We start from the raw sequence: 15,960 nt of genomic DNA on the forward strand, positions 1-15,960 counted from the left end.
TGGCCAAACTGGATCGTGATGCGTTCTTCAATGCTGAGTTCATGATATGACATAGGTTCACCGTACCGGATTGGTCAGGTGTTGCGCTCAGTTTTTGCCGCCGCCCTGCGTTTGCGCCAACCCCGGCAAGCAGCAGGCAAATAATGCCAAAGCTGAGAAGTGCCCTTAAGTTTAAACCTATATTTCTTATTGGCATTTTATAGATCCCCTTGTTGTCACCACGGTATGGCGGGGGCCATCGCACGGGTGATGGTGACTTGATATCACTCTAGTGACATGCCCTTAAAAATACCACTGTTTAGTGTAAAAAATTTAGAGGCGACAGGAAGTGTTCAGTCGCAGTTGAAACACACCAATAGTCAGACTTTTGCGGCGCAGACTACATCTTTGATATGACGGCCTCACTTGGGTGAATCCCGTAGCGATAAATACTCCGTTTGCACTGACAAATAACACCCACACCGCTACGTTTCTCCATGATCGGAGAGACGTAGCACTATTTAGCGAATCACGCACTCAGGCGCGAGATCACATCATTGAGGCCTGCTGAAAGCCCCTTCAGTTCATGGCTGGCGTTCTGCGTACGCTTGACGTTGTCCTGATTGGTCACGGCAATGGCGGTGATTTCAGTCAGGTTGCGCGAGATGTCTTCTGCCACAGAGGTCTGCTCTTCGGCAGCCGTGGCGATCTGGCGATTCATGTCGCGGATGTTTTCCACTGCCACGGTAATGCGCTGCAGCGTTGCGCCTGCATGGGTGACCTGCTCGACACTTTCTTCGCTGCGCGCCTGACCGCCCTGAATGGCCTGCACCGCATCGCTGGCACCGGTCTGCACCGAACTGATGATCTGATTGATCTCGGCCGTGGACACCGCAGTACGCTGTGCCAATGTGCGGACTTCATCCGCCACCACAGCAAAACCACGCCCGGCATCACCTGCTCGTGCAGCTTCGATGGCAGCGTTGAGCGCCAGCAGGTTGGTCTGATCAGCGATACCGCGAATCACTTCCAGCACCTTGCCGATACGACCGCTGTCTGTTTCCAGGCGCTGAATGACGTTGGCGGTGGAGGAAATTTCGCTGCGCATCCGGGTGATGGTGTCGATGGTCGACTGCATGACCCTCTCGCCATCCTGCGCGCTTTGGTCTGCTTCATCCGCAGCGCGTGCGGCGTGTGCAGCATGGCGGGCCACTTCCTGAGCCGTGGCGGACATCTCGGTCATGGCGGTTGCCACCTGATCGGTACGCTCGAATTGCTCGTGAGTGCCCTGGGCCATCAATTCGGCAATGGCATTCAGCTCGCCGCCAGCGGTGTCGAGGTCGCTGGTGCTGCGCTTCAGGCGGCTGAAGGTATCGGCGAGGAAGTCACGCAGCGTGTTCGCCGCAACGGCCAGGCGGCCAAGTTCGTCCTGGCGCGTCACATCGACCCGCGCAGCAAACTTGCCTTCGCTTAGCTGGGCGACGTATTCGATAAGCATGCGAATCGGCGCAACCAGGTTGCGGTTGACAATCCACAGCGCCAACAAGCCGACCAGCAGCGCGGAGACCAGCATCACCACGGCGCCAGTCAGGATCGTCCGGTCCGCTTGCTGGCTGATCGCAATCGACTGAGCATCGCTGGACTTGTGCAACTCACCGACCAGCTTGGCCATCTGCTCGCTGGTTGGCCGGTCTACCCCTTTGACCGCGGCATCACCAACGGTGGCATCGTTGCCCGCCGCGATGAACACATCACGGCCGCTGCGATAGGCCGTGCCCAGCGTGCGGTGTGCCTGTTGCAAAACCTGTACTTCATTTTTCAGCGATGCGTTGGTGCCTTCCAGATCGGCCAAAAGGCCCAACGTGCCTTGGACCTTGCGCTCCTGCTCCTCGAACTGCGCCCAGAACTTGTCCCGATCCGCCGGTGCCTTGCCGCGCAGCAGAACGTTTTTCCACTCCTGAACCTGAACCTTGAACTCCAGGTTGGCTTCATCGATCAACTGCGATGCACGGACCGGACCTTCAATGAGGCTGCGATAGGACTGCACGTTGCCGGAAAGAAAGTTGAAACAGGCCAGCGCAATAATCAGCACCAGCACAAGGCTGCCGCCGAGCAAGCCCAGGATTTGAAGCCTCAGGGATTTGGACATCGTGATGATCTCTGGAGAAAAACGGGTCGGTGCCAGCGCGCAGAATATGACAAGCCTCATCCCTTACGACCGAGCCAGACAGCTCGGCATGTATGGCTCTATGAGATCATCATCGGCTTCCGCCAATTTTTCTTTAAGAACAGCGACGATCGGTAGAGATGTCAGAGATACGTCAAAAAAACGCCAAAGAAAGAGTTAAGGCTCTAAGGGCTGTTCCCGTTTCAGCGCGAGCCTCGACGAAATGAAAAAGCCCTAGTCCGCCTGCCCGAACACCTGGCTGGGCCTTCGCAGCAACGGATCAAACGGGTTGATCTTCGCACCAATCGCCGTCGCCTCGCGCTTGAGCAGTTCTACCACGGTCATCAGGCGGTCAGGCCCTAACCGGTCAGTGATGGTCGCGACACTGAGCGCCGCCACAGCACGCCCGTTGCGGTCAAGGATCGGCACCGCCAGCCCGGCCATGCCTGGCAGCGCGCCGGTGTTGCGCCCCGCATACCCCAGACGTCGCACATTCTCGACCTCCGAGCGCAGAAACACCTCGTCATACAGATGAAAATCCTTGAGCCGTGGCAGGTTGTAAGCGATCACCGTTTCGCGTTCGTCTTCTGGCAGAAACGCAAGAATCGCCAGGCTGCCCTGCCCCACACCCAGTGCGACTCGGCCACCGATGTCGCCGGTAAAGGTGCGGATCGGGTAAGGGCCTTCGCTGCGGTCCAGGCAAATGGCATCAAAACCACTGCGTGCGAGCAGAAACAGCGAGTCGCCCAGCGATGCCGACAGACGCAACAGACTGGGTCGCACCACGTCGCGCAGGTTGCCGGTATTGCCCGCGCGCGCCGCCAAAGCGAAGAACTCGATGCTCAGGCGGTAGCGCTTGCTGAGCAGGTCCTGCTCGACCATGCCTTCGTCCATGAGGCTGCGCAGCAAACGATGTGTGGTGGGTTGTGACAGACCGACACGCTGGGCCAGTTGCGTCACCCGCTCGCCGCCTTCGTCACATTCCCCCAGGCAGCGCAGTACGGCAAACAGTCGTGAAACCGCGCCGACGCCTACTTCTGCAGGCACAATATTCCGCTCAGTGGAATTATTCATGGCAATACTTCATTAATTTTCCACTTATAGAATTAATTCAAAGAAAGATGTTATTCAGTGAAATTCCTTGTTGAGCCCACCTTAACCTTCGTCCTACTCTCAGTCCACAGGGGCGATTTGAACAATCATCGGTAGCCGACTCAGAGCGAGCACCAACGTCCACAGAACTGCATGACTTCATTTCGCATCTGCCCATGACAAACGCGTGCTTCGGCGCGCATGCACAAAGGTGGAAGCAGGCATGGCATTTCTGCAGCTCGAAGGTCTCTCCAAACGCTACGGTTCTATAGACGCTGTGGTTGCCACCCACCTGAGCGTGGACAAGGGCGAATTCGTTTCATTGCTCGGCCCTTCCGGCTGTGGCAAAACCACCACCTTGCAAATGATCGCAGGCTTCGTTGAGGTCAGTGACGGGCGCATCGTGCTCGACGGCCGTGACATCACCCATGCCAAACCGAGCAGCCGAGGGCTTGGCGTGGTGTTTCAGAGTTATGCGCTGTTCCCGCACATGACCGTGGCCGACAACGTGGCGTTCGGCCTGCGTATGCGCAAGGTCGCCAAAGCAGAATTGCAACAACGAGTCAGCAACGTACTGGCGCTGGTGCGTCTTGATCAGCACGCCGAGCGTTACCCACGCGAGCTGTCTGGCGGACAACGGCAGCGGGTCGCGCTGGCCAGGGCGTTGGTGATCGAGCCGCCGGTATTACTGCTGGATGAGCCGCTGTCGAACCTGGATGCCAACCTGCGCGAAGAAATGCAGTTCGAGATTCGCCGTATTCAGAACGAAGTGGGCATTACCACGCTGATGGTCACCCACGATCAGGCCGAAGCCCTGTCGATCAGCGACCGGGTGGTGGTCATGCAGGCCGGGCGCATCACGCAGATCGACGAGCCCTACACGCTTTACGAGCACCCGCGCACGCGCTTTATCTCGGGCTTTGTCGGCAAAGCCAACATGGTGCAAGGCGACCTGGACAGCAGCGGCACGCCGCAGATTCGCCAGTTGCCCGGTGACGGCGCGCTGACCCTGAGCCTGCGCCCGGAGAAAATCGACCTGGTTGCACCCGGTTGTGGACGTCTGTCAGGCCGTATCACCACGCGCTACTTCCTCGGCAGCCAATGGCTGTATCGCATTCAAACCGGCATCGGTGAACTGACCGTGGTACGTCGCAACGACGGGCAGGCCCCGCTGGAGCAAGGTGCAGCCGTCGGCATGGACTGGCCAGCCGAGTTGCTGCGCGTGCTGGATGCCGACGAGGTGCGTGCATGAGCCTGTTGACCGAAATGCGTCAGGGCGGGCGCGGCTACTGGCTGTCAGCCCCGGCACTGGCGCTGTACATCGGCCTGCTGGTGTTACCGCTGGGCCTGACCCTGCTGCTGTCATTCAACGTGTTCGACTATCAGGTCGGGGTGAAAAGCGACGCCTATACACTGGCCAATTACACGGCGGTGCTCACCGATTCGTATTTCTATGAAATCTTCCTGCGCACCTTCTGGATCAGCGCGCTGGTCACATTGCTTTGCGTGCTGATCGGCGTGCCGGAAGCCTACATTCTTAGCCGCATGGGCGCCCCGTGGCGCTCGATTTTCCTGATTCTGATCCTCACGCCACTGCTGATCTCGGTGGTGGTCCGGGCCTTTGGCTGGAGCCTGTTGCTGGGGGCTGACGGTCTGATCAATCAGGCCATCCAGTTCATGGGCGGTCGCCCGGTGAAACTGCTGTACACGCCTTTCGCGGTGATCATCGCGCTGGTGCACGTGATGCTCCCGTTCATGATCATTCCGGTCTGGACCTCGCTGCAAAAGCTCGACCCCACCGCCGAGCAGGCCGCGCTGTCGCTGGGGGCCAGTCAGGCCAAGGTGATGCGCCTGATCGTCCTGCCACAGGTCATGCCCGGTGTGTTGTCCGGCTCGTTGATCGTCTTCGGCCTGGCGGCCAGTTCGTTTGCCATTCCCGGCCTGCTCGGCGGCCGACGCCTGAAGATGGTCGCCACGGTGATCTACGACCAGTACCTCTCGGAACTCAACTGGCCGATGGGCGCGACCCTGGCGGTGGCGCTGCTGCTGGTCAACTTGCTGGTGATGCTGTCCTGGAACCGCATGATCGAAGGCCGTTACAAGAAAACCCTGGGGGAATGATCCATGTCCAAGAACGGTCCGTTGGCCCTGTCGTTTCATACCCTGGTGGTGATCTTCATGATGGCCCCGCTGGTCGTGGTGTGCCTGGTGGCGTTTACCCCGGAAAACACCCTGAGCCTGCCCACCACGGACTTTTCGCTGCGCTGGTTCAAGGCAGTGTTCGAGCGTGCCGATTTTATCGACTCGTTCTACAACAGCCTGTTGCTGGCGTTCGTGTCGGCGACCCTGGCCACGCTGATCGCCGTGCCCGCCGCACTGGCGATCACCCGGCATACATTTCCGGGGCGCAACTTTTTCAATGCGCTGTTTCTTTCGCCGATCATCATTCCGCACCTGGTGCTGGGCGTGGCAATGCTGCGCCTGTTTGCGCTGATGGGCGTGAACGGCAGCTTCACCTGGCTGATCTTCGCCCACGTACTGGTGATCACGCCCTACGTGTTGCGTCTGGTACTGGCAGCGGCAATCGGCATCGACCGCAGCGCCGAACAGGCTGCCGAGTCGCTGGGTGCAAGCCGCTTCACGCTGTTTCGGCAGATCACCCTGCCGATGATCCTGCCCGGCGTGGCTGGCGGCTGGTTGCTGGCATTCATCAACAGTTTCGATGAAGTCACCTTGTCGATCTTCGTCACCTCACCTGCGACGCAGACCCTGCCGGTGCGCATGTACGTCTACGCCACCGAATCCATCGACCCGATGATGGCCGCTGTGTCGGCGCTGGTCATCGCCCTCACCGCCGCCACCATGATCCTGCTTGATCGGGTCTATGGGCTGGATCGCGTGCTGGTCGGCAAACACTAACCCGGAGCTGACGTTATGGCATTGCTCAAGCGACTGGTCGAACGCGACCGCCCGGCCCTCTCTTTCACCCTCGATGGCCAGCCTGCCAGTGGCCTGCTGGGTGACACCTTGTTAACGGCAGTGCTGACTGCCAGCGAGCACCTGCGTGGCAGTGATTTCAGCGCTGAACCGCGTGCCGGGTTCTGCATGATGGGTGCCTGCCAGGACTGCTGGGTGCGGCTGGGTGATGGCCAGCGGGTGCGTGCCTGCTCGACGTTGCTGGAGGCCGGTCAGGCGGTGATTCGCGAACCGGGGCGGCGGACATGAGCGCCGGCAATGTTGCGATCATCGGCGCAGGCCCGGCAGGCATTCGCGCCGCGCAAACGCTGCTGGCTCACGGCATCAAGGCGTGCCTGATCGATGAAGGCCTGCGCGGCGGCGGGCAGATCTATCGCCGCCAGCCGGAAAACTTCCAGCGCTCGGCCAAGGCACTTTATGGCCTTGAAAGCGCCAAGGCCGTCGCGGTGCACCAGACCCTCGATGCGCTGGCTGAGCAGATCGACTATCGCCCGCAAACGCTGGTCTGGAACGCCGAAGACCACCGGCTCGATACGCTGTGCAACGGCACGGCCGGCAACATTGATTTCAGCCGGTTGATCGTCGCCACCGGTGCCACCGACCGCATTCTGCCAGTGCCAGGCTGGACCCTGCCCGGCGTTTACAGCCTGGGGGCGGCGCAGATCGCCTTGAAGTATCAAGGCTGCGTGATTGGCGACAGCGTGGTGTTCTGCGGCAGCGGCCCGCTGTTGTATCTGGTGGCCTATCAATACGCCAAGGCTGGCGCGAACGTGGTGGCGGTGCTCGACAGCGCGCCGTTTTCGGCCCAGTGCAAGGCGTTGCCTGCGCTGCTGGGCCAACCGGCGACACTGGCCAAAGGCATCTATTACCGCGCTTGGCTAAGCGCCCGAGGCATCCCGGTTCATCAAAATGCGCAACTGACGCGCATAGAGGGCGAACAGCGCGTTAGCGGCATCCACTGGGCACGCAATGGCAAGCCAGGCTACCTGGCCTGCGATGCGCTGGCGTTTGCCCATGCGCTGCGCAGCGAGACCCAACTGGCCGACCTGCTGGGTTGTGAATTCAGTTGGAGCCCGCTGAACAGAGCCTGGCTGCCCACCCGCGATGACTGCGGGCGCAGCAGCGTGGCAGGCGTGTATCTGGCAGGCGATGGCGCCGGAATCATGGGCGCCGATGCGGCGGAAATGGCCGGAGAGCTCGCCGCACTCGGCCTGCTGCAGGACTGCGGCATCGAGGTGGACGGCCTGCGTGTCAGTGATCTGAAAGCCGGATTGCGACGCATCGAACGCTTTCGTCATGGTCTGGAAACAGCGTTTCCGTTCCCCGAAGACTGGGCCGCCAAGGTGCCGGATGAAACCGTGGTGTGTCGCTGCGAAGAAGTGACCGCAGGCGAGATTCGCAGCACCGTGCAGGACGGCCACTGGCAGATCAATCGGGTCAAGGCCATGTGCCGGATCGGCATGGGCCGCTGTCAGGGCCGCATGTGCGGTCTGGCAGCGGCCGAGATCATTGCGCATGAGAGCGGACGCCCCGTGCAACAGGTCGGTCGCTTGCGCGGCCAGGCCCCCATCAAACCGCTGCCGTTTGGCGTGGAGCTGCAGTCAGTGAACAGGCAGTCCGTGGAGCAGCAACCATGAGCGCGCTGATTGAAACCGATGTGATTGTCATCGGCGGCGGCATTGTCGGCTCGTCGGCAGCCCTGAGCCTCGCACTCAAAGGCCAGCGCGTTGCCCTGCTGGAGCGCGATTTCTGTGGCTCGCACTCCAGCGGCGTCAACTATGGCGGCGTGCGCCGTCAGGGTCGGCCCCTGTCGCAGTTACCGCTGTCGCAACGGGCGCACCAGATCTGGGGCGGCCTGCGTGACCTGATCGGCATCGACGGTGAATACCAGCGCTCCGGCCATCTCAAGCTGGCGCGCAGCGAACACGACATGAATGCCTTGCGTGCCTACGCCGAGGCCAGCCAGGGATTTGGCCTGGACCTGCAATTGCTGGATCGCGAGCAACTGCGCGCCCGTTACCCCTGGGCGGGCGATGTGGCCGTCGGTGCATCGCTGTGCGCCGACGACGGGCACGCCAATCCACGCTTGGTATCGCCCGCCTTTGCCCGCGCCGCTCGCCAGGCCGGTGCGCAAGTGTTCGAGCAGGCGGCGGTGAGCGAGGTCAGCCATGACGGCAGCGCTTTTATCGTCAGCACCGCCGATGGCCTGAAGGTGCGCGCACCCTGGCTGCTCAACTGCGCGGGAGCCTGGGCTGGCGCGTTGGCGGCGCAGTTCAACGAACCGGTGCCGATGTATTCGGGGCATCCAGCGATGCTGGTCACCGAACCACTGCCGATGTTCATGGACGTCAGCACCGGGGTCGAAGGCGGCGGCATCTACGCCCGGCAAGTGGCGCGCGGCAATTGTGTGCTCGGCGGTGGTCAGGGCTTCGCGATTGACCCGGCACGCGCCAGACCTGGCCAGGCAGCCGTGCTCGACATCCTGCGCAATGCCGTCGAGCTTTACCCGCCGCTGGCCGGTGCCCAGGCCATCCGCACCTGGAGCGGCACCGAAGGCTACTTGCCGGATCGCGAACCGGTATTGGGGCCGAGCCTGACCCAGCCCGGCCTGCTGCACGGTTTCGGTTTTGCCGGGGCAGGTTTCCAGATCGGCCCGGCGGCAGGCGAAGCGCTGGCCGAATGGGTCTGCACGGGCGCTTCGCGGATCTCGCTTGAGGCTTTTTCGATTGGCCGGTTTCGGCAACCACCCATCCCACTCACCGCTACTGAACCCGTTTCGAACGTCATCCCATTGCACAGAGGAAGGTCGTCCCTATGAAAAGCACCAAACGTCTCGCCCTCACTGGCGTGTCCTGCCTGCCATTGGCAGCCGCCCTGTTCTGTATGCCTGCTCAGGCCGAAACCACGTTGTATCTGGGCATGAACGGCGGGACCATGGAGCGGCTGTACGCCGATCAGGTGCTGCCCGCGTTCGAGAAAGCCAACAACGTCAAGGTGGTCATCGTGCCCGGTACCTCGGCCGACATCCTCGCCAAGGTCCAGGCCAGCAAGGACAACCCGCAGATGCATGTGATCTTTCTCGACGACGGCATCATGTACCGGGCCATTTCCATGGGCCTGTGCGACACCCTGCAACCCAGCGACAGCCTTGCCGACCTGCCGGCCAAAGCCAAAATCAAGGAACAGGCGGCGGCAGTCAGCCTGGGCGTGACCGGCCTGGCCTACAACACGCGCCTGTTCAAGGAAAAGGGCTGGAGCGCGCCGACCTCGTGGATGGACCTGGCAGACAAGCGCTTCAAGGACAAGGTGGTGTTCCAGTCACTGGCCTCGTCGACCTTCGGCCTGCACGGTTTTCTGATGTTCAACCGCATTCAGGGCGGCAGCGAAAAAGACGTCGAGCCGGGTTTCAAGGCCTGGCCAAAGACCGTCGGCCCGAACGTGCTGGAATACATCGCCAGCTCGGCGAAGATCTCCGAGATGGTGCAGACCGACGAAGCCGCGCTGTTCCCGTTGACGCCCACTCAGGTGACCGCTTTGAAGATCAAGGGCGTGCCGGTGGAATACGCATCGCCCAAGGAAGGTGGCGTGGTCTTGAACGTGGCTGAATGCGCAATCGCCAGGAACAATCAGCCTGAGCTGGCGCAGAAGCTCGCGGCGTATCTGCTGACCCCGCAAGCGCAGGTACCGGCGCTGGAGTTCGGCGACCAGATCCCGTCCAACCCGAAAACCCCGACCACCGACAAGACCCGCCCTCAGGTCGAGGCGATGGAAAAGTACCTGGAAACGGCGGTGACCATCGACTGGGATCAGGTCAATCAGATCCGTCCGGAGTGGAATGCGCGCTGGAGCCGCAGCATCGAGCGATAGGAGGTTGCTGACCTGAGCGCCGCTCGGCAAATTATTTCAACTTATTACTGCATAGGGGAGTCCCACCGTTACGCCCTCTTCTCAAGGCGCATTCAACGATGGTTCTTTCTCTATGAGTTTTATTGTCTGCATGAGCGTGCTCGGCGTCCTGTTGATGCTGCTTGCGCTCACCTCGTCCTATCTGCGCTGGATGCCGGTTACCACCTCGGCGGTGTGCCTGGCCTTCGGCTTCGGTATCGGCCCGCTGGGGCTGGATATCATCAACCTGGACTTCAAGCAATCCCGTGAGTGGCTGGAATGCCTGACCGAAGTCGCGGTGCTGTTTTCGCTGTTCGGCACCGGTATCAAGTTGCGCCTGCCGCTGAACTGCAAAGCCTGGCACTCGGCGTACTGGCTGGCTGGCCCGGTGATGCTGGCGACCATTGCCGGCGTCAGCGTTGCGGCACATTACATTTTCGGTATTGATTGGGGCGTGGCGTTGCTGCTCGGCGCGATGCTGTCGCCGACCGACCCGGTGCTGGCCGGGATGGTGCAGGTCAACAGCGCGCAGGATCAGGACCGCCTGCGCTTTGGCTTGTCCGGCGAAGCGGGTCTCAACGATGGCACCGCGTTTCCGTTCGTGATCTTTGCCCTGCTGTACCTGAGTTCAGGCGGCGTGATGGGCGACTGGGCACAGCACTGGTTGCTCAAGGACCTGATCTGGGCAGTTCCGGCCGGGTTGCTGATTGGTTTTGGCATGGGTCGCGGCGTCGGGCACCTGATGATTTTCCTGCGCATCAAAAATGCCGACAGCACCACCTCGCCCAATGACTTTCTGGCCCTGGCGCTCATCGCGCTGGCCTACGTGGTTGCCGAGGGCTTCGGCGCCTTTGGCTTTCTCTCGGTGTTTGCCGCAGGCTTCGGCTTGCGTCAGGCCGAAATGCGCGTCACCCGCTCCGAACTGCCTTCGGAACACGTCGCCCAACCGGTACTTGGCCACATGACCGCAGCGCTGGACAAAGGCACCGTGGCCAAGGCCGATGACCTGAGCGATTCGCAACTGGCCGCCGGGGTGATGATGGGCGATATGCTGGCGTTCGGCAGCCTGGTGGAGCGCGCAATGGAAGTGTTGCTGATTACCTTGCTGGGCGCGGCCTTGGCGTCTTACTGGGACTGGCGCGCCATCGGCCTTGGGCTGGCGCTGTTCTGCGTTATTCGCCCGGCGAGTGTGTGGCTGCTGGTCAGTCGCAACTTGCTCAATGCCAGACAAAAGGCGCTGGTGGGCTGGTTCGGCATTCGCGGCATCGGCAGCCTGTATTACCTGTGTTTTGCCTTGTCACATGGCCTGGCAGACGATGTCGGTGACGTTGTGATCGGCATGACGCTGTCGGTGGTGGCGCTGAGCATTCTGCTACACGGCATCAGTATCCAGCCGCTGCTGGAGCGTTACGAGCGCAGCACAGCGGTCAACCTGGACACATGAACGCCGCTGAAGCGAAGTGCCATAGAGCAGATCGATGAGCGTATTGGAACAAGCAATTGGACTGCGACATTTCGACTCGGTTAGCGTGGCGGCATGCTGCGAGTACATGCTGCCTGTGCAAACCGTGAAGCGTGCAGCTAATATATCGATCAATCGAGGCATTCTGCCAGCGTGTACCTCAAGCAGCGCCAGGCAAAAGAGCTGAACCCCTGTAGCGCGCTGGCCTCCAAACCCCGAACGCAGCCCTCCAACGATTAGAAGGTGAAATGTCAGAACCCGTCCTGATGGACCGCTTTGCACGCAAGGTCGATTATCTGCGCATGTCGGTGACCGACCGGTGCGATTTTCGCTGCGTGTACTGCATGGCCGAAGAGATGACGTTTCTGCCTCGGCAACAGATCCTTTCACTGGAAGAAATCCACCAGGTGGCCGAGCGTTTCGTGGCGCTGGGCACGCGCAAGATTCGCCTTACCGGCGGTGAACCGCTGGTGCGTGCCGGCGTGGTCGGGCTTTGCGAGAAAATCGCCGCCCTGCCCGGCCTGCGCGAACTGTGCATGACCACCAACGGCTCGCAACTGGACCGACTCGCCGCGCCGCTGTTCAAGGCCGGCGTCACCCGGCTGAACATCAGCCTGGACAGCCTGGACCCGCAGCGTTTCCGTGAGCTGACCCGCACGGGTGATCTGCACAAGGTCATCGCCGGGATCGATGCCGCAAACGCAGCGGGCTTTGTGCACACCAAGCTCAACTGCGTGGTCATGCACGGGCGCAATGACCACGAGATCAACGACCTGCTGGCCTTTGCCATCGATCGCAATCTGGATGTCTCGTTCATCGAAGAAATGCCGCTGGGCATCATCAGCGAGCACAGCCGTGCCGAATCTTTCTATTCCAGCGATCAGGTTCGCGAGCGCATCGCCGAGCGCTACACGCTTATCCCGTCCACCGACTCGACTCAGGGGCCATCACGCTACTGGCGTCTGGCGGAAGCGCCGGGCATACGCATCGGGTTTATCTCGCCGCACAGCCACAACTTCTGCGGCACCTGCAACCGCGTGCGCCTGACCGTCGAAGGTCGGCTGCTGCTGTGCCTGGGCAACGAGCATTCGGTGGACTTGAAGTCGGTACTGCGCGCCAACCCCGGTCAGCCGCAAAAGCTTGAGAAAGCCATCATCGACGCCATGCAGTTGAAGCCCTGGAGCCACAACTTCACCCATGACGACGGCGTGCAGGTGGTGCGTTTCATGAACATGACGGGCGGCTGATCAGCGCGCCCTGCCTGTATGTCCGGTTATTTGCCGGTCTTGCGAAAGAACAGCGTGATCTGCCCGACTTCCACACCCAGCTTGGTCATCGATGAACGATTGGCCAGGGTCTGTTCGTCGATCATGTACATCCAGTCGTCCAGGCTGACGTCGTACACAGTGCCGTCCACCGGCAGCCGGAGCACATAATTCCAGTGGAAGCTGTTGCCCGCCACCTCGCCATAGGCCTCACCGACAACATCGCCCGCCGTCCCCTTCCAGCGTCCCGGACCGTCAGGGCGCAAGCGCCATTCACGAACCTGTTTGGTGCCATCGCTGTAGCTAAATGCCTCGTGCATGACCAGTACTTCGCCTTCGCTATGCCCGTCGATCACCACGGTAAAGCGCTTGGTCACTTCGCCGGAGCGTTTCTGGAACATCCCCCAAGCCTCGACACGCCCGGTAAAGTATTTGCGCAGGTCCAGCTTCGGCGTTTCCTGGCTGTAATGACTGACCGGCACACCACCACAGCCGCTCAGCACAAGGCCCATACACAGCATCAACATCCACTTTTTAAGCATGCGCCCTCCTTGATGGGTCATGAGCCGGTACTGCCGAGCAACTGCTCGCGAAGTTCGGGGTTGCGGGTTTTAGGGTCAAGCCAGATAGAGAAGAACGCTTTGGCGAACTGGCTGTCGGGCACCACATGCTGGAGCTTGTCGCCGACATAGAACCGCGCTTCGCGGCCGGGCAGATAAACACCGGTAATCTTCATGCCCGGCTGAACGTCGACAAATGACTGATTCATTTGCTCACGCCACCCCGCCAGTTGCTCGGCGGTCACACGCGAACCGGAGATACGCTTGATTTCATCGATACTGGCGTCGACCAGATCTTCCCGGTCGATGTTGCGATGGTAGGTCAGCTCAAGCGCCATCGGGGCGTCTGCCACAAAAGGTTTGACCGGGCTCAGCAGCCTGGCGGTATATACACGAAAGCCAAACAGGGTCAGCTCGCCGCCACCCACAACCTGGGCATTGGGCAATGCCTCGCGCCAGTCCGCCGCAGCGCTGCCGCTGAGCAGTATCACCAACCATAACCATCGTGGCGCACGCATCGGCAACCTCTTTATAGGCACCGCCATGACATCAATGGCAGGCAGGGAATGGGAAGCCAGACGCGCTGACTCGTGGCCGGAATCTATACCAGCAAAATCACTTTGTGCAACCGGCATGGCGGCCGCCCTTCTCGACGCTGAAAACGAAAAAGCCCGTTCCCGATCAGAGTCGGGAACGGGCCTGAAGATTCAAACTCGGTTCGATTTAAACCCAAATGGCTCAAGCGACCTGATGGGACGGCGCATGACGCCGGGTCTTCTGCCATTCGCCTTGCAGCGCCTGCAGCGTGTTTTCCATGAACGTGCGATCAGCGGCGGCCTTCTTGCCAACATAACCCTGACCGCGACGGAACATCTTCAACGCAGTGCGCATCTGCGGGTGAGCGTCACGGAACTCACTTTCCTGAGTGAAGGGCGACATGGCGTCGACATGAACTTCACCCGAATCGGCAATCCATACAATGTGGTTGTCCAGCGTATCCTTGCGCGCGGCAAACAGACGAGCCAGTTCAGCAATAGTCGGTTGTTTGTTGATATTCATGTTGATGCTCCTTCGCTCGTAGGCTGTTCAATAATTGATACATCAAGTTCACATGCCAGACGCTTATCCACACAACACGATTGAGTGTTCGTCGAATACAGTTCCAGCCCTCAAGGACATGCAGGTAGCCTTGATGAAAAGCCGCTACACAACGGCATCAGCGTAGAGAGAAACAGCGAGAAGACATCACGAAACCCAAAGACCTGGCCCAGGATCATCAATCGATCCATTACAAGCATCATGAGGACATTTCGCCAGCTTCTCGCCCCTATCGACGACAAATGCCAGTTCAGCTCCATCAATCTGCCTTGTGGGCAGCCTACATCCGGGAACATCTCGACGGCTTGCCGAGCCTGTTCAGTACCTCTTTGCAGCGCTCCCGATCAGGGAGACAGCTGCATAATGCAAAAGGAAAACGGGTACGTCAACGATTATGTAGTGATTATTTTTAGTCACTACATAATTTCTTTGCGAGCCTATAGTTACGTGAAAAGGTGACTGGATAGTCATGACTAGGGGACGGAATTGCAGTGCTGCGGAAGTGAGTTTGCTCACGAAAGAGCTATGACAAAATTTGGAGATTCGTCGATGACTCTCCTGCCATGCTCCAGCATTGCCATGCTTCTCATAGCCCAGATATCTGAGTGGTGACTCAGATCAAGCGCATACGATTTCGTCTGAAATTGTTTAGCGAGCGACAGTTTTCCGACTCAATTCCCTGCCTTGATCGTAGTAGCGATACGAGCCAAAGGCATGCCGCTCGCTTCGGTACGACTGACTTCAAAGCCGCGATCATTGCAGCTGTAGGTCGTCGCTAAACCTCTCGCATCGGTTTTGGTCAGCATCAAACCACGATCATCATAGGTGTAGGTGGAGTTGCTACAGCAAAAGCTGCCAACGCCCACGCAGAAAAGAGGCATGCGCAGTTGCGTCTGAAAATACTTTTTAGTGGGATACCGTACGTCGACTAAGCTCCCTGCCTTGGTCATCATAGCTGTACACGGTAGTACGTGTAGGTTCCACAATCTTTCTTGGCAAGAAAAGGCTTGGCTCCCAGTCGGTGGTAGTAATACGAGCCAGAGCAGTGCCGCTGGCTTCGGCGCGGCTGGTTTCCAGACCTCGTTCGTTATACGTGTAGGTGGTGATCAGGCCTTGGGCATCAACCTTGCTAAGGATTTGGCCGCTGTCATTGTAGGTGTAACTGGAATTGCTAGCCGGGCAGTTGGGGGATGGCTCACCTTCAATTGAGGTGATGCGCCTCACACCGCCAATCATCTGATATCGATATGTGGTGCTTTTTCTAAGTTCATTGATGACAGTGCTCGATCCGTCAGAATTGTAAGTAATTTGCGTAAGCCCCACCCCCCCACTATGCTGGCTGGAAATTGCTCGACCTTGTGTGTCATATGCCCAACTAGTGTACTGTTTTCGAAATAAGTTACCCATAACCTGCAAGCTAAGCTATTGATAAGATTTGAATTTTCCGTTAGTTGGTGGCTGATTTTTTCGAAAACA

The 15,960-nt window shown here is 59.6% G+C and carries 17 protein-coding genes; 9 read left to right on the plus strand and 8 right to left on the minus strand.

Annotated features, from left to right (window positions below):
- From DW49_RS1000000133355 to DW49_RS0113350, 3 genes are all read right to left on the minus strand, one after another.
- Positions 1-196 (minus strand): hypothetical protein (locus DW49_RS1000000133355; protein WP_206539574.1); only part of this gene is annotated, 196 nt, incomplete at its 3' end.
- A 312-nt stretch (positions 197-508) separates the two neighbouring features.
- A complete protein-coding gene (locus tag DW49_RS0113345) occupies positions 509-2,128 on the minus strand; it encodes a methyl-accepting chemotaxis protein (RefSeq protein WP_024420355.1) in 1,620 nt (539 codons plus the stop codon).
- 252 nt (positions 2,129-2,380) lie between these two features.
- A complete protein-coding gene (locus DW49_RS0113350) occupies positions 2,381-3,220 on the minus strand; it encodes an IclR family transcriptional regulator (RefSeq protein ID WP_024420354.1) in 840 nt (279 codons plus the stop codon).
- 241 nt (positions 3,221-3,461) lie between these two features.
- On the opposite strand from DW49_RS0113350, the gene DW49_RS0113355 reads away from it, so the two are divergent.
- The 9 genes from DW49_RS0113355 (at position 3,462) to moaA (ending at position 12,808) form a co-directional block, all read left to right on the plus strand.
- Positions 3,462-4,490, plus strand: coding sequence for an ABC transporter ATP-binding protein (locus DW49_RS0113355; RefSeq protein WP_005617625.1), 1,029 nt, complete (start codon positions 3,462-3,464; stop codon positions 4,488-4,490).
- Positions 4,487-5,359, plus strand: coding sequence for an ABC transporter permease (locus tag DW49_RS0113360; protein WP_024420353.1), 873 nt, complete (start codon positions 4,487-4,489; stop codon positions 5,357-5,359). Before DW49_RS0113355 ends, DW49_RS0113360 begins: the two co-directional genes overlap by 4 nt.
- 3 nt (positions 5,360-5,362) lie before the next feature.
- Positions 5,363-6,157, plus strand: a complete 795-nt coding sequence (locus DW49_RS0113365; RefSeq protein ID WP_005617623.1) for an ABC transporter permease — start codon at positions 5,363-5,365, stop codon at positions 6,155-6,157.
- 15 nt (positions 6,158-6,172) lie between these two features.
- Entirely contained in the window at positions 6,173-6,463 is a 291-nt protein-coding gene (locus DW49_RS0113370) for a (2Fe-2S)-binding protein (protein ID WP_005617622.1), read from the plus strand.
- Positions 6,460-7,851 (plus strand): FAD/NAD(P)-dependent oxidoreductase, encoded by a 1,392-nt coding sequence (locus tag DW49_RS0113375; RefSeq protein ID WP_005617621.1) that lies wholly within the window; start codon positions 6,460-6,462, stop codon positions 7,849-7,851. The genes DW49_RS0113370 and DW49_RS0113375 overlap by 4 nt, the downstream gene beginning before the upstream one ends.
- Entirely contained in the window at positions 7,848-9,032 is a 1,185-nt protein-coding gene (locus tag DW49_RS0113380) for an NAD(P)/FAD-dependent oxidoreductase (RefSeq protein ID WP_005617620.1), read from the plus strand. The genes DW49_RS0113375 and DW49_RS0113380 overlap by 4 nt, the downstream gene beginning before the upstream one ends.
- The gene (locus DW49_RS0113385) at positions 9,029-10,081 is read left to right on the plus strand and encodes an ABC transporter substrate-binding protein (protein WP_005617619.1); all 1,053 of its coding nucleotides are present in this window, start codon (positions 9,029-9,031) and stop codon (positions 10,079-10,081) included. Before DW49_RS0113380 ends, DW49_RS0113385 begins: the two co-directional genes overlap by 4 nt.
- A gap of 112 nt (positions 10,082-10,193) precedes the next feature.
- Positions 10,194-11,543, plus strand: a complete 1,350-nt coding sequence (locus DW49_RS0113390) for a cation:proton antiporter (RefSeq protein WP_005617617.1) — start codon at positions 10,194-10,196, stop codon at positions 11,541-11,543.
- 266 nt (positions 11,544-11,809) lie between these two features.
- Positions 11,810-12,808 (plus strand): GTP 3',8-cyclase MoaA, encoded by a 999-nt coding sequence (moaA, locus tag DW49_RS0113395; protein ID WP_005617616.1) that lies wholly within the window; start codon positions 11,810-11,812, stop codon positions 12,806-12,808.
- Between the two features lie 26 nt (positions 12,809-12,834).
- On the opposite strand, the gene DW49_RS0113400 is transcribed toward moaA, so the two are convergent.
- The 5 genes from DW49_RS0113400 to DW49_RS1000000133675 form a co-directional block, all read right to left on the minus strand.
- Positions 12,835-13,368: a DUF3833 domain-containing protein gene (locus DW49_RS0113400; protein WP_003383442.1), complete on the minus strand. Its 534-nt coding sequence runs from the start codon at positions 13,366-13,368 to the stop codon at positions 12,835-12,837.
- 17 nt (positions 13,369-13,385) lie between these two features.
- On the minus strand, positions 13,386-13,904 hold the full coding sequence (locus DW49_RS0113405; protein ID WP_003383441.1) for a chalcone isomerase family protein: 519 nt from the start codon (positions 13,902-13,904) through the stop codon (positions 13,386-13,388).
- A gap of 220 nt (positions 13,905-14,124) precedes the next feature.
- Positions 14,125-14,445, minus strand: coding sequence for a hypothetical protein (locus tag DW49_RS0113410; protein WP_005617613.1), 321 nt, complete (start codon positions 14,443-14,445; stop codon positions 14,125-14,127).
- A 710-nt stretch (positions 14,446-15,155) separates the two neighbouring features.
- Positions 15,156-15,437, minus strand: coding sequence for an RHS repeat domain-containing protein (locus tag DW49_RS01000000128360; RefSeq protein WP_024421286.1), 282 nt, complete (start codon positions 15,435-15,437; stop codon positions 15,156-15,158).
- A 279-nt stretch (positions 15,438-15,716) separates the two neighbouring features.
- Positions 15,717-15,960, minus strand: a 244-nt coding sequence (locus tag DW49_RS1000000133675) for a hypothetical protein (protein ID WP_241478695.1), incomplete at its 5' end; no start/stop codon positions are given.

The organism is Pseudomonas avellanae BPIC 631 (genome assembly GCF_000444135.1).
In the GTDB taxonomy this organism is placed as follows: domain Bacteria; phylum Pseudomonadota; class Gammaproteobacteria; order Pseudomonadales; family Pseudomonadaceae; genus Aquipseudomonas; species Aquipseudomonas avellanae.